This window comes from Kitasatospora sp. NPDC042419 (assembly GCF_056437345.1).
This window is the reverse complement of the sequence record NZ_JBWKAW010000021.1, coordinates 65,068-79,008: the sequence shown is the minus strand read 5'-3', so window position 1 is coordinate 79,008 and position 13,941 is coordinate 65,068. Positions and strand designations below refer to the sequence as shown.

The window sequence follows — 13,941 nt, the reverse complement described above, 5'->3', positions numbered from 1 at the left end:
TCAGGAGGTCTTCTGCAGCGTCCAGGACTGGTAGGCCTGGCCGTTCGGCTTCTGCAGCTCCAGCAGCCAACCGCCGTAGTACCAGCGGTTGCTGACACCGAGGACCAGCGTCGAGCCCTCGGCGCTCAGGGTGAACCCGCCACCCGACGGGGTGAACCGCCACTTCTGGCCGGCCGCGTCCGAGCAGGGCCGCTGCGCGAGGTACTGGCCTGCCACCGGGTCGCCGCCGAGCTGCAGGCACTTGTCGGAGCGGGCCGACTTGATCCGCAGCGCGCCGGAGCCCGCGTCCTCGAAGGTCCACTTCTGGTTGGCGTAGCCGGTGCGCTGGTAGGCGATGGCCACGGTGCCGTCGTTGAGCGAGCTGCCCCACAGGTCGGCGGCCTGGCCGGTGAGCCCGTTCACCATCGTGTAGCGGGTGCCCGGCTGCGGCCGGCCGGCGTCGGCCGGGGTGCGGAAGGTGACCGGGCGGCCGGGCTTGGAGACCGCGCCGCCGGCGTCCCGCACGGCCACGGCGACGGTGTACGAGGTGCCGGGCGCGAGGCGGACCAGGCCGACCACGGTGGAGCGGACGGTGCCGATCGTCCGGCCGTCGAGCAGCACGTCGTAGCCGCTCGCGGAGGCCGCCGCGGGCCAGCTCAGCATCACCGAGGACTGGGTGACCTGACTGACCGTCACATCAGGACCGGTGGTGCCGGCGGTGGGCGACGCGGTCGCGGTCGGCGTCGCCGTGCCGGTCGGGCTCGGGGTCCCGGTGGGGCTCGGGGTGCCGGTCGCGGTCGGCGAGGCGCTGCCGGTGGGCGACCCGGTCGGGGTCGGGCCGGAGGTCGGGGTCGGGCCGGAGGTCGGGCTCGCGGTCGGCGTACCGGTGCCGGTCGGGGTGCCGGTGGGGCTCGGCGAACCGGTCGGCGAAGCCGTCGGGGAGCCGGTCGGCGAGGCCGTCGGGGACGGGCTGCGGGTAGGCGAGGCCGTCGCGGTGGGCGTGGCCGTCGGGGTGGGCGTGCGGGTCGGGCCCGGACCGGGGTCCGGGTTCGGACCGGTCGAGCCGCCGGCGATCAGGAAGCGGTTGTTGGCGACGTTCCAGTGCGTGGCGAGGTAGCTGCCGGCCGCCGGATTGGTGTGGTAGTAGTCGTCGTGCCGGCAGTCCAGCCGCATGTCACTGGCGTTGTCCGGGCAGACCGTCCGCATCGTCGGGTAGTACGGGGTGTCCGAGTAGCACATCAGGTCCCACTCGTCGACGCAGTGGCCGCCCTTGCTGGAGTTGGGCGCGCTGTTGCTCACCGCGCCCAGGTTGTGGCCGAGTTCGTGCGCGGCGGTGTGGCCGCCCCAGCAGCCCGAGTCGGTCCGGCCGTACGAGGGGCCGAAGTTGCTCAGGTTGTCCTGGCCGGGCCGCTCGTCGCCGGCGAAGGTGCCGATGCCGCAGTAGACCTTGGCGTCGGCGAAGACCATGTACTTGCGGTCCTTGCGGTTGAGCCCCTGGGCCGACAGCGCGCGGTTGCTGGTGTTGAAGTCCGCCATCTCGGCGTCGGAGATCTGCACGTTCAGCACCGAGGCGGAGCAGTCGGGTTCGGTGACGAACCGGACGTGCCGGACGCCACCGGTCTCCTGGGCGCTCGCGTTGTAGATGACGTCGACGTCGGCGGCCCACTTCTTGAAGGAGGCCAGGTACTGCGCGAACCGGTCGTTGCCCGGCGTGTGGACGTACACCACCTGGACGCGGTTGCCGGCGGCGCCGTCGCCCTCGCAGACCAGGCCCCCGCCGGCCGCGGGCGTGCCCGCCGCAGCCGTGCCGTCGCCGGCCGCGGCCGTGCCCGCGTCGCCCAGCAGGGCCTTCTGGGTGGCGTCCAGGACCGGCGCCGCGCCCTTCAACAGGTCGGCGGCGGCGGGCGGCTGGGCGTCCGGGGCCGGGGTGAGCACCGGCGCCTGGGCGGCCGCGGCGGCCACCGGCGGGACGTCCTTGCGGATGTCCACGTCCTTCGGCGGCGCGTCCGGGCCGTGGCTGCAGAGCTCACCGCCGGACACCTCCAGCGAGCCGGCGCAGCGGTCGCCGCTGGGCAGGGTCAGACCGGCGTAGACCAGACCGCGCTCCGGCTGGTCCTTGGGTATCTCGTGCAGCGGCGCGGCCTTCTGCTCGCGCTTCGGGCCGGGCGCCCTGGTCGCACCCTCGGCGGTGCCGGTCTCGCCCGGGTTCCCGTCGTCGGTGATCACCCCGGCCATGGCCCCCGCCACCCTGTCGGCCGAGTCCGCCACCGCCACGGCGGCGGTGTCACGGGCGGCCTCCGGCGCCATCGCCGTCCGGATGCCCAGCGCGCCCGCGACCAGGCCGGCCGTGACCGCCACGGCGACCAGCGCCGTCTGCTTCCCCGTCCGCCGACGCCGTCGACGGCGGAGCTCCGTACTCCGGTGCCCCATCGCGTGTCTCCTCTCCTCGTGTGCGACGGCCCGGCCGCCGCGTGGGGCGGCGGCCCGGGCCTTCCGACACTCCGGAGACCGCAACGGGCGGACGGGATAACAGAAACCTTCTTTCGAAATTCGCGCGGACGGCCGGTGCCCGGCCGCACGTGTACGACCCGGAGGAGACTGCGGGAGGGCTCCAGGAGACGTCCCGACGCCGCCCCGCGCCGTCGGGACGTCGGGACGTCGGGACGTCGGACACCCGACCGACCCTCCGGCCTTCCGACCTTCCGACCGGCCGCCAGCCCGACCGACGGACTGGCGGACTGGCGGACCGACGGGCCGGCAGAGCCCCGGGTCGGCCGACGGGTTGACGACCGGCGGGTCGGCGGACCTACGGGCCGAGCACCCGGGCGGAGCGGGGTTCTCATGAGGCGCGGGAGGCGGACACCGCGCTTCGGCGGCGCCGGGGAGCGCATTCGGGGGGTATGCGCTCCCCGGCGCAGGGTGGTGGCGGCCATCCCTGCCGGTCGTCCGCGGGTGCGGGCTCCGGCTGCCGTGACCGGAATGCTAGACCCGTCCGGAGTCTCTGGCCAGAGCCCTGACCAGCAAATTTCCCGTCCAGGACATGCCACTTGACCCGTGCGCACGACCTCGGCCGCGCGCCGCCCGACGGCCCGTCGACCGGCAGGACGGGCCCGTTCCGACAGGCATCGCACGGCCCGTCGCACCGCAGTGGACGAGCCGGCCGCGACGGTTCCCGGAACGGCCGTGATCGGCCGGATCCGACCGGTCGGCCGGTTCGCCGGCCGGCGCCGACCCCGCCGACACTCCCGCCGACAGGCCCACCGACGGAACTGTCGGCGGAGGAACTGCCGCCGGAGGAACTGCCGACGGGCCCGGCAGCGCGCCCGGACCACGCCGCAGGCGGGATCCGGAACGCCCGACGGGCGGGGTCAGGCCGCCACGCCGAGCCGCTGCGCCGCGTACCCGGGAACGCCCTGGCGGTGCAGGGTGGCCAGGTTGGCCGCGAGCCGGGCCGGGTCGCCGGCCAGCCAGAGCCGGAGCGCGGCGGCCAGCGCCGCACTGGCCGGGCCGACCCGCAACCCGCTGACCAGGGTGACCCGCTCGCCGACCAGCGGGAGCAGGTCGGCGACGGGGCCCGGCAGCCAGAGCGTGACCGCGCAGGGGGCGGGGCGGGAGAGCACCCGCAGCAGAGCGGGAAGGGCGGGCGAAGCGGGCGGAGCAGGAAGGGCGGGCAGGGCGGGCAGGGTAGGCAGGGCGGGCTCTGCCGGAAGGGCGGGGAAGGCGGGCGGAGCGACCGGGTCGGCCGGGGCTCTGGAGGCGACCGGGACGCTCGGCGGTGCGCTCGGCGCAGGCGGTTCGGCCGGCTCGGACAGCGCGGGGACACCGGGCCGCAGGAGCGGGTCGGGACGGGCGGCGTGCGCCGGAAGGGCGGGAAGGGCGTGCAGGCTCGGGATGATGTCGAGCAGGCCGTCCACCACGACGTCCGACACGTCGGTTCCGTGCCCGCGCACCAGCGCGCGCAGCAGGGCCCGCTCGGCGGCCGTGATCCGGACGGTGAGCATGACTTCTTCGCAGTCCATGGTCCCAGTTCCCGTCTTGAGCTTCGTGGGTGCTCTTCGGTCGCGTACAGGTCAGCCGTTGCCGATCACTACCTGCCCGTCAACGGGCCTCCGCTATCGGCGTGATCAAGCCATAGTGGCCGTCGTAGCGGCGGTACAGCACCCGGCCGCGGCCGTCGCCGGGGTCGACGTGGAAGACGAACGGCCAGCAGGTGAGCCAGAGTTGGCGGGCGGCCTCCAGCAGGTCGAGCCGGGGCGCCGGGTGCGGGCTCTCGGTCAGCGGCAGCCCGGTGCTCCCCAGCCGGGCCGTGGAGTGCGCCCGGACCAGCCGGAACCCGCCGTTGGCGGGGCGGCGGTGAACCACGCTGTCCTGGCCGGTCAGCGCGTCGGAGAAGAGGTGGAAGCGGTGGTCCAGGGCGAGCATCTCGCGGGCCGCCTGCTCGGGGGTCCGGCGGGCGAGCGGCACCGACTTCCGCCGGACGATCCGCCGTTCGGCGAGCGGGCGCGGCGCGTACTGCGGGCGGTAGGCGCTCTCGTAGGCCTCGGCGAGCCCGATCCACCCCTGTTCGCGCAGCCGCCCGGCCCGGCCGGCGAGCGTGCCGAGCGCCAGGTCGACCGCCTCCCTCGCGGTCACGGCGGCGAGCTCCACCCGGACCCGGCCGGCGTCGGCCAGTTCGACGGAGGCCTGGGCGACGGCCGGCCTGGTCACCTCCCGGTCGCGCGGCCGGGTGAGCCTGAGGCGGGCGGCGTGCGCGTCCGGTCCGAGGTCGGCGAGCAGCGCCAGCGACCGCGACCGCGCGTACTCGGCGTCCTCGCGCGGCAGTTCGCCGCGGATCTCCACGCGGACGTCGAGGGCGGGCCGGTGGCGCAGACGGTTCATCAGGGGTCCTCCTTGGCTCCGCACCATGCTGGACCTGCGCGCCCCCTCGCGCCGAGGGCCGAAAGGCCCTGCCTGTGAGGCAAGGCGGCCCGGGCCCGGCAGGCCCGTCGGGGCGGGTCGGGGCGGGGTTCCGCGCGGGCCGGTGGACCGCCCCGCCGACCTCGCGCCACTGCGCCGGCACTCCACCGAAGGGGTGATCCACCGGGGTACGGCGCAACGCTCGCGGGACCGGCGCGTTTCCCATGACGTGCGCCCTCTCGCAGGGGCGCGCGCGGGAGCCTGCGCTGTCGGCCCCCGGATCCCGGCCGTCGCGGCGGCGGCTCCGGTGGTACCGCAGCGCCGGGCCGGCCCGCCGGGCCGGCACCACGGTCGGTCGCGCCGGTCCGTCCCGCCGGTCCATCTGGTGAGAGGTGATGTCATGATCCTGATGAACGAGACCCGCAGACCGCCCGTTCCGCCCAGAACCTCGCCACCGGGAACGCGTCCCGCCGTTCCCCCGCTCGCCCCCGGCGCACTGCCCGGCCTCGGGCACGCCCCCGCCCTGCTGCGCGACCCGCTCGGCTTCCTCGGCTCGCTCGCCCGGTACGGGGACGTGGTGCGGATCCGGCTCGGGCCGCGCACCGTCTGCGTCGTCACCGACACCCGGCTGGTCCACACCCTGCTGGTGGCGCTCGCCCACGACTGCCCGCGCGGCGCCGTCCAGGACACCCTCAAGACGGCGTTCGGCGACGGCCTGCTGATGTCCGAGGGGCGCGCCCACCGCGACCGCCGCCGGACCATCCAGCCCGCCTTCGGCCCGGACCGGATGGGCGAGTACCTCGCGGTGATGCACCAGGTCACCGAGGAGCGGGCCGGGCGCTGGCGGCCGGGCCAGGTCCTCGACGTGGCCAAGGAGATGAACCACCTCGCGCTGGAGATCGTCACCCGGGCGCTGTTCGACGCGCGACTGAGCGAGGACGCCACGCTCGCCTTCCACCGGGCGCTGCCCGACATGGTGAAGGGTCAGATCGTCCAGTCGCTCTACCCGCACCCGTCGCTCGCCCGGCTGCCACTGCCGGTCAACCGGCGCTTCGACGCCGCCGTCCGGGTGCTCAACCGGGTGGTCGACCAGGCGATCGGCGGCACCGCCCGGAGCGAGGCCGCCCCGAACGGCACCGCGCACCGCGGTTCCGCGCGCCGCGGCTCCGCCCACGACGGCTGCCCGGTGGGCCGGGCCACCGGCGGGCGCGAGACCCTGCCCGCACTGCTGCGCGCCGCCGTCGACCCGGCGACCGGGCGACCGCTCACCGAGGCGGACGTGCGCTCCGAGGCGATCACCATGTTCGGCGCCGGCACCGAGACCGTCTCCACCACGCTCACCTGGCTGCTCGACGAACTGGTCCGGCACCCCCGGGTCGAGGCCCGCGTCCTCGCCGAACTGGACGAGCACCTCCCGGCCGGCGCCGTCCCCACCCCCGAGGCGCTCGCCCGGCTCGGCTACACCCGGGCGGTCACCCAGGAGGTGGTGCGGCTGCACGCGCCCAACGCCTTCCTGATGCGCACCGCGAGCGTGCCGGTCGAGCTGGGCCGGTACCGGATCCCGGCCGGCACCGAACTGCTGTACAGCCTCACCGCGCTGCACCGCGATCCGGCGCTCCACCCGGAGCCCCTCACCTTCCGGCCCGGACGCTGGCACCAGGACGGCGGCACCGCCCCCGGCGGAACGGCCGGGCGCCAGGCGTTCCTGCCGTTCGGCGCGGGCAAGCACAAGTGCATCGGCGAGGCCTTCGCCTGGGCCGAACTGACCGTGGCCGCCGCGGCGATCCTCCGCCGCTGGCGACCGACGGCCGTCCCGGGTTCCCGGGCCCGCGAGGTGGTCTGGACCACCGTCCAGGCCCAGGGGCTCCGCGTCCGGCTCGCCCCGCGCGGCGGCCCCGCCCCGCACACCCCCGGCGGCCACCGCACGCCCCCGACCCGCGAGGAGTCCCCCGCCCGGTGTCACCTCCCGGGAACGATGCCGGGAGCGGGGACGGCGACAGGGACGGTGACCGGGGCGCTCACCGCCCCGGCGACGGAACCGGGTACGGGCACGGGCACGGAACCGGGTACGGGTACGACCGCACGCCCGGGGTCCGGCCCGCGCCCGGGCGGACGCGCCACCGGCCTGCCCGCCCCCGCCGCCGGCCGGGGAGCCGCCCCGCCCCACACCGCACCCGCCGGGACCACCAGGACCGCACCCCGCACCGCACCCGCCGGGACCGCACCCGCCGGCCACGCCAGGCCCCCGGCCCGCACCGCACCCGTACTGACCCTCGTCGCCCCCGCCACCGCCGTCCCCCGGCCCGCCCCGCCCGCGCGTCCGGGAGCATCGCCCACCCCGGCGGCGGCCCCGGCCGCCCACCGCACCCCCGGCGAGCTGCGCACCGCCGCCGCCCGGCACACCGACTGGGCCCTCGCCCACGGCCTGCTCACCCCGACCGGCCTCCCCCGCTACCAGACCTACGCGCTACCGGAGTTGATCGGCCACTCCTACCCGCGCGCCCGGGGTGCCGAGCTGGACCTGCTGGTCGACGTCCTCGGCTGGTTCACCATCCTCGACGACCGGTTCGACGGCCCTCCCGGCCGCCACCCGGCCGGGGCCCGCGCCATCGTGGACCCGCTGCTCGCCGTCCTGGAGGGCCGCCCCACGCCGGCCGGCGTCCCGCAGCCCCCGCTGCTCGACGCCTGGCGGGAGCTCTGGGAGCGCCAGGCCTCACCCATGCCGCAGGGCTGGCGCGACCGGACCGCCGCCGAGTGGCGGGCCTGCCTGGAGACCTTCCTCGCCGAGACCGCCCACCGGGCCGCGCGCACCGTCCCCGACCTCGCCGAGACCGTCCGCCTGCGCCGCCACGCCAGCTGCCTCTACCCGTTCATGTGCATACTGGAGCGCGTCCACGGCGCCGAGGCGCCCGCCGGGCTGCTCGCCGAGCCCGAACTCCACCGCCTCCGCGCGCACACCGCCGACATCGCGACGCTGATCAACGACCTGTACTCGGCGGACCGCGAGGAGCGCCAGAACGCCGCCGCGTTCAACACCGTGCTCACCCTGCAACGGGTCCGCGGCTGCACCCGCAGCCGGGCCGCGACCGCGGTCCGCGACCGGATCGCCCGGCTGACCGCCGAGAGCGAGATCCTGCGCCGCCGACTGCTGCGCCGCCATCCGGCGGGCCACTGGTACCTGGACGGCACCCGGGAGCTGGTCGAGGGCGTCTACGCCTGGACCAGTACCAGCCGCCGCTACGGCGGGGAGGGCAGCGCCCGGTGACCTCCGGCGGCCGGCCGGCGGCTCCGCGGGGTCAGGACCCGCCCGCGGAGCCGGAGCCGGCCCCGGAGTCGGAACCGGAGTCGGGGCCGGCCGCCGACGGCCGGCCCCGGGTCACTTCCGGCCGCCGAGGGCGAACAGCAGCAGCACGAAGCCCGCGAAGAGGTGCGTGGCGAAGATGTAGATGCCCGCGCGGATCAGCATGGCCTTGCGCCGGGTCTTCTCCTCGACGGTGGCGTCGCCGGTGCTCTCGCCCATGGCGGGGTTCTCCTTCGGTCGGGTGGGCCGGTCGGACCGCGCGGACCCGCCGCTCATCCGTTCCCCACCGGTTCCTCGCGGGACTCGGGCGCCCGCAGCTCGGTGAGCAGCGCCCCCTGGTCGGTGATCAGCTCGGTGAGGATGCGCCGGGCGGCGCGCAGCAGCTCGGCGACGTCCGGGGTGCTCAGCGCGTAGACGACCGTGTTGCCCTCGCGGGTGGCCGTGACCAGCTGGGTCCGGCGCAGCACGGCGAGCTGCTGGGAGAGGTTGGACGGCTCGACCTCGATCGCGGCCAGCAGCTCGCGCACCGGTCGCGGCCCGTCCTGGAGCAGTTCGAGGACGCGGATCCGGACGGGGTGCCCGAGGGTTCGGAAGAACTCCGCCTTGGCCTGGTACAGCGGGACCGGCATCGTCCGCCCTTCCTGCGGGTCGGTGGGTGGTTCGTTTCGCCGACGACCCCGGGCCCGGCCTGGAGCCGGGCGGGGCGGGAGCGGGCCGGGGCGGCCGGAAGCATCATCCTCGTGGATGAAGAATTCTTCAAGTCGTCATGGCTTCCGGCCGTGACTCAGCGGGCCGCGGTGGTCGCCGTCGCCCTCAGCGTCGCCCCGCCCTGACCCGGTCCCACCGAGGAGGGGGACGGCGTCATCGACGGCGCGAGCGGCGGGGCGGACGACGGCGCGCGCGTCGACGCCGCGGACGACCCCGAGGCGGAGGCGGTGGCAGCGGCGGACGCGGCGGCCCCCTTCGTTGCGGCCCCCTTCGTCGCGGGCGGCGCGGACGCGGACGGCTTCGCCGTCGGCGGCTTCCCGGCGCAGACCGCCGTCGGGAACTGCGGTTCGGTGCGCTGCACGGCGGCGCAGCCGGCCTCGGAGGAGGTGGCGATCACGGACCAGCCGGAAGGCCCGGCCCGGAAGAACCAGCGCGTCCCGCTGCCGTGGCTGTCGCAGCCCGGCCCTGGGTCGCCGCAGACCGGCCCGGTCGGGTAGGAGATGTCCAGCGCGAGCCACTTCCCGTCGCAGCCGACCTCGCCCCACATCGCGTGCTTCGGCGAGTCGGCGGCGCTCAGCGCCTGGTGGTAGGACTCCGGAGTGCAGCCGGTCGGCGCGGGGTCGCAGCCGAGCTGTCCGCAACGCCGCAGCGCCGGCGCGGTGGCTCCCTTGGCGGTGAACGTGTACGTGGAGTTGATGCTCACCCGCTGCTCGCCGAGCGGGCCGGGCAGGGGCACGGTGGTGGTGGCGGGCTCGGAGCCGGTGCAGCCCGAGTCGCGGTTCATCGAGCGGCTCTCGTAGGTGATCCGGACGGAGACCGTGCCGCTCTCGACGGTGTCCACCTCGCCCTTGACCGCGCGCGAGCAGTTCGGCGCGCCGGCCGCCACCGGGAAGTCGACCGAGAGCGCGCGGCCGTCGTCGGCCAGTCGGACGGCGGTGATGTCGGACGGGCCGTTGACCGTCCACTCGGAGGCCTGCGCGCCGCCGGCGTCGCCGCCGCCCCCGTCCGTGGCGGGGCGGCTGCCGCAGCCGGCCGCCAGCAGGATCGCCGCGAGCACGGCCGCCGCCACGGCGGCGGGTCGTCGCGTGCGCGGGTGAAAGGTCATCGTGCCCCCCGGTGTGTCGTCAGCCGACCCACCGTACCCGGCACCCGTCCGCCCGAACGGGACGGGCCCGAGGTCACCGACCCCGGGCCCGCACCTGCCGCTACGGCCTCATCAACAAGGCACCACGACGTCGACGGTCACCGGGGACGGACCCCACGGGTAACCGGCCACGCTGAAGCTGCCGTGCACGATGGACCCGCACGGCGCGGTGCCGCTGACACCGTTGACCTGCACGGTGCTGGCGGTGAAGCGGGTGTAGCCGCTGACCGAGCCGAGCGACGCGCCGCCCACGACCTGGCCGGAGAGGCCGGTGATCAGCTCACGGGTCTCCAGCGGCGGGCTGCCCGGGCTCGGCGGCCCGGCCAGCGAGATCCGCCCGTACAGCGTCACGCTGCTGCCCGTCACATCGGCGCACACCGTGGTCCACACGCCGGCCTGCAGGCCGCCGTAGCCACAGGTGGTGACCGGCCCCGGCGGGGTGGTGGTCTGCGCCGCGCTCGCCTGGGTCGGAACCGCCAGCAGGGCCGCCGCACCGGCAGCACCGGCGGCTATTCGGGTGAGTCGGTTCATCCGCATGTTTCCGCTCCTCCTCAATTCCTCAGTTCGTCTCTGCACTGCAGAGCATCCAAGATCCGCATGTGACATTTCACATGTGGCATGCCGCAACCCTGGCACAGGATTCGAATGCCCCGCAGCCCTTCAGGCCTGAAGATCACCTTTCAGACCGGAAACCGGCCTTCGATGGCGTGATCACAGCCCCACCATCAGCCCCACCACCAGCATCGACACCAGCACCGGCGCGGGCTCCGGCACCGGCTCGCGAGGGACCCCGGCAGGGCCGGCCGCCGCCGTCCGGCGCAGCCGCTCACGCCGGACGGCGGTTCACGGCAGGGGCGGCCACTCGCGCAGCGGCAGCCGCCCGGCGCCCAGCCCCCGCGCGCTCTCGATCGCCATGTCCATGAACGCGAGGGCGTGCGCCCGCCGGACGAACGGGTTCGGGTAGAGCGAGCGGCGCCGGCGGCCGTCACGGATCCGCAGCGACTCGTCGACGATCCGGTGCCACCGGCCGTCGAAGGCCGCCCGGGCGTGGTCGCCCGCACCCCGCTTGGAGGTGATCCGCCCCGTCGCCAGCGTGTAGTGGAGCCGGCTCACCCCCAGCACGCCCCAGGCCGGAGCCTGCCCGCCTAGGCAGGCCAGCCCCGCCCGCGAGGCCAGCCGGGACGACCGCCGCCACCACGGACGCCAGTACTCGTCCAGGTTGCCGACCGACCAGCCGGCCAGCTCCACCGGGTCGGTGTCGACCATCAGCTCCTGGGCCCGCGGCCCGCAGAGCGTGACGCCGTGGTGCGCGAGCGTCTGCCAGAGCACCGGGTTCCGGCCGGACCGCACCCGGTGACGGACCTTCCCCTCGAAGGCGTGCGGTCCCGGCGCGGCCTGCGAGGGCGCGCCCGCCAGCTCGTCCCAGGTCAGATAGGGCCCGTCGAAGTGCGGCCGCGGGTACCGGGCCGCGAGCTGGGCGTGCGCCCGCTCCAGCCCGGCGAGCTGATCCACCCTCACCGGATCGGCGGACACCGCCACGAAGTCGATGTCGCTCCGCTCGGGGTGGAAGTCGCCCAGGGCGATCGAGCCGGTCAGGTAGAGGCCCTCGACCAGCCCGGGCGCGGCCGCGTCGACCAGGGACAGGTAGGCGTCGGCGATCTCGTGTACGAGTGGGTGCACAGTCACGGCCGCAAGCCTGCCATCCGGTTGACCCTCCGTGTCCGTTCGTTTCCGCTTTGGGTCGGCGCGTGTTGATCGGTCGTGCACCGTCTTCGCGCCACCCTCACCACCTTTCGCGCCACCCTTCTCGCCACCCTCGCCACCTTCGCCACCCTGGCGACGATGGCGGCCGCCCCGGTCCCGCCGTCGCTCCTCGGCGACGAGATCCGCCGGCTCCCGGTCGAGGAACGGGTCGTCGCGCTGACCTTCAACGCCGCCTGGGACGAGACCGGGCTCGCCGACGTCCTCGGCACGCTCCGCGACCGGTCGGCCCCCGCGGCCTTCTTCCCCACCGGCCGGTACGCCGAGGAGCATCCCGAGGCCGTACGCGCCATCGCCGAGGCGGGCCACGGCCTCGGCAACCACTCCTACAGCCACCCGTACTTCACCGGGCTCCGGCCCGGCCAGGCCCGCTCCGAGGTGCTGCGCGCCGACGCCGCGATCCGCGCCGCCGCCGGGGTCGAGCCGCTGCCCTTCTTCCGCTTCCCCTACAGCGAGACCACTCCCGAGGCGGTTGCCCTGGTCAACGACCTCGGCTTCGCCGACCTGGAGTTCACCGCCGACACCAACGGCTATCTCGGCGAGTCGGGCGGCATGACGATCAGCCGGGTGGTCGAGCGCGCCATGGCGGCTCTCACGCCGGGTGCTCTGCTCCAGCTCCACGTCGGCAGTTCGGAGGACGCGCCCGCCGCCGACCGCCGCTGCCTGGACGCCGAAGCCCTCCCCCTGATCATCGACGAGGTCCGCAGCCGCGGGTACCGCATCCTGGACCTGCGCGAGCTGCTGGAGGAGGAGTGAAGCCGGTCCGGCCGTGGTCCGGCGTGGGTTCGGCCGTGGGTTCGGCCGTAGTCCGGCCGCCCCGACCGGACGGGACCGGTGCGGGGCCGGTGGGGACCCGGTGCGGGGCCGCCGCTCGGCACGCCTCAGAGCCACGGCTCAGAAGCGCGGCTCGGAGGCGCGGCTCGGAGGCGCGGCTCAGGCGCGGACCTCACGGACCGGCGAGCGAGGTGCGGAGGGCGTCGACCCGGTCGACGGCCTCGGTGAAGGCGGCGCGGTCGAGCCGGCCGCCGTCGAGTGCGGTGGCGAGTGCCTGGGCGGCGGCGTCGCCCTGCTGGACGTCGCGGGCGGAGCAGAGGAGGAGGTCCATCCCGGCGTCGGCGGACGCGAGGGCCCGGGCCGCGGTGTCGCCGAAGGCGGCGAGGGCCCCGGCTTCGAGCGCGTCGGTGACGGTGACGCCCTCGAAGCCGAGGCCGGCGCGCAGTTCCTCCTGCACGACGACGGGCGAGAGGCCGGCCGGACGAACGGGGTCGAGCGCGGGGTAGACGGCCCAGGAGGTCATCACCAGGCGGACCCCGGCGGCTATCGCCGCCCGGTACGGCGCCAGCCCGCGCTCCCGGAGTTCGGCGAGCGGGACGGAGACGGTCACGGGGCGTTCGTCGGTGTTCTCGGCCTGGGCGGCGGCGCCCAGGCCGGGGAAGTGCTTGGCGGTGGCGGCCACCCCGAGGGCCTGCTGCGCGGCGAGGTACGCCGCTCCCAGCTCGGCCACCACTTCGGGCTTCTGGCTGTAGGAGCGCTCGTGGTGGTCGATGAAGTTGTCGGGGGCGTCGTAGACGTCGAGGACGGGCGCGAGGTTCACGTTCAGACCTGCGGCGGCCAGCGTCTGCGCGGCGCCGGCACCCGAGCGGGCGGCCTCGCCGGGCGGGTCGGCGGCCAATCCGGTGCGGCGGGCGGAGAGTTCGGGCGCTCCGGGGAGCCGGCGGATCTTGCCGCCCTCCTGGTCGGTCATCAGCAGGAGCGGTGCCCCGGTCGGGGACTCGGCCGCCGCCTGGCTCATCTGCTCTACTGCGAGCTGGAGTTGGGCCGGTGAGACGGCGTTCTCCTTGAACAGGATGACCCCGGCGGCCCGGCCCTCGCGGATGGTCCGGAGCAGGGCGGGCGGCGGGGTAGGTCCGGGGTAGGAGTAGACGATCCGGCGGCCGGCGAGTTGGCGGGAGTCGGTGATGGGCACTGGCGTGGTCCTCTCCGTGGGGGCCGGCTCCCCAGCGGTCGTCGCTGAGAGTGCCGCCCGGTCTGCGGCTGGGGTCGGCGGCTGCGCGCTGCCGACCGGTCCGGGCCGGACGGCGGGCACCGTCGGGGACAGTGCGGTCAGCAGCAGAGCCAGGACCGTGACGCGGACCGTACTGCGGGGCGTCGA

At 75.7% G+C, this 13,941-nt stretch carries 11 protein-coding genes; 2 read left to right on the top strand and 9 right to left on the bottom strand.

Features of this window, described 5'->3' with window-relative positions:
• From AC067J_RS30835 to AC067J_RS30825, 3 genes are all read right to left on the bottom strand, one after another.
• Nucleotides 1–2,409: an RICIN domain-containing protein gene (locus AC067J_RS30835; protein WP_478304741.1), complete on the bottom strand. Its 2,409-nt coding sequence runs from the start codon at nucleotides 2,407–2,409 to the stop codon at nucleotides 1–3.
• A gap of 938 nt (nucleotides 2,410–3,347) precedes the next feature.
• Nucleotides 3,348–3,998 carry a hypothetical protein gene (locus AC067J_RS30830; RefSeq protein ID WP_478304739.1) on the bottom strand — a complete coding sequence of 217 codons (651 nt, stop codon included), beginning with the start codon at nucleotides 3,996–3,998 and terminating at the stop codon, nucleotides 3,348–3,350.
• A gap of 79 nt (nucleotides 3,999–4,077) precedes the next feature.
• Entirely contained in the window at nucleotides 4,078–4,857 is a 780-nt protein-coding gene (locus tag AC067J_RS30825) for a sigma 54 modulation/S30EA ribosomal C-terminal domain-containing protein (RefSeq protein ID WP_478304737.1), read from the bottom strand.
• A gap of 418 nt (nucleotides 4,858–5,275) precedes the next feature.
• Here AC067J_RS30825 and AC067J_RS30820 point away from each other — a divergent pair, with 418 nt between their 5' ends.
• Nucleotides 5,276–8,140, top strand: coding sequence for a cytochrome P450 (locus AC067J_RS30820; protein ID WP_478304735.1), 2,865 nt, complete (start codon nucleotides 5,276–5,278; stop codon nucleotides 8,138–8,140).
• Between the two features lie 111 nt (nucleotides 8,141–8,251).
• On the opposite strand, the gene AC067J_RS30815 is transcribed toward AC067J_RS30820, so the two are convergent.
• The 5 genes from AC067J_RS30815 to AC067J_RS30795 form a co-directional block, all read right to left on the bottom strand.
• Nucleotides 8,252–8,395 carry a DUF6126 family protein gene (locus AC067J_RS30815; RefSeq protein WP_478304733.1) on the bottom strand — a complete coding sequence of 48 codons (144 nt, stop codon included), beginning with the start codon at nucleotides 8,393–8,395 and terminating at the stop codon, nucleotides 8,252–8,254.
• A gap of 53 nt (nucleotides 8,396–8,448) precedes the next feature.
• Nucleotides 8,449–8,805 carry an ArsR/SmtB family transcription factor gene (locus AC067J_RS30810; protein WP_478304732.1) on the bottom strand — a complete coding sequence of 119 codons (357 nt, stop codon included), beginning with the start codon at nucleotides 8,803–8,805 and terminating at the stop codon, nucleotides 8,449–8,451.
• Between the two features lie 155 nt (nucleotides 8,806–8,960).
• Nucleotides 8,961–9,989, bottom strand: a complete 1,029-nt coding sequence (locus AC067J_RS30805; protein WP_478304730.1) for a hypothetical protein — start codon at nucleotides 9,987–9,989, stop codon at nucleotides 8,961–8,963.
• A 111-nt stretch (nucleotides 9,990–10,100) separates the two neighbouring features.
• Nucleotides 10,101–10,565: a hypothetical protein gene (locus AC067J_RS30800; RefSeq protein WP_478304729.1), complete on the bottom strand. Its 465-nt coding sequence runs from the start codon at nucleotides 10,563–10,565 to the stop codon at nucleotides 10,101–10,103.
• A gap of 306 nt (nucleotides 10,566–10,871) precedes the next feature.
• The gene (locus tag AC067J_RS30795) at nucleotides 10,872–11,714 is read right to left on the bottom strand and encodes a nucleotidyltransferase domain-containing protein (protein WP_478304727.1); all 843 of its coding nucleotides are present in this window, start codon (nucleotides 11,712–11,714) and stop codon (nucleotides 10,872–10,874) included.
• Between the two features lie 75 nt (nucleotides 11,715–11,789).
• Between AC067J_RS30795 and AC067J_RS30790 the strand changes: the two genes are divergently transcribed.
• The gene (locus AC067J_RS30790) at nucleotides 11,790–12,545 is read left to right on the top strand and encodes a polysaccharide deacetylase family protein (RefSeq protein ID WP_478304726.1); all 756 of its coding nucleotides are present in this window, start codon (nucleotides 11,790–11,792) and stop codon (nucleotides 12,543–12,545) included.
• Nucleotides 12,546–12,735: 190 nt separating this feature from the next.
• Here the strand turns inward: AC067J_RS30790 and AC067J_RS30785 are convergent, their stop codons facing one another.
• The gene (locus AC067J_RS30785) at nucleotides 12,736–13,755 is read right to left on the bottom strand and encodes a glycoside hydrolase family 3 N-terminal domain-containing protein (RefSeq protein WP_478304724.1); all 1,020 of its coding nucleotides are present in this window, start codon (nucleotides 13,753–13,755) and stop codon (nucleotides 12,736–12,738) included.
• Between the last annotated feature and the right edge of the window lie 186 nt (nucleotides 13,756–13,941).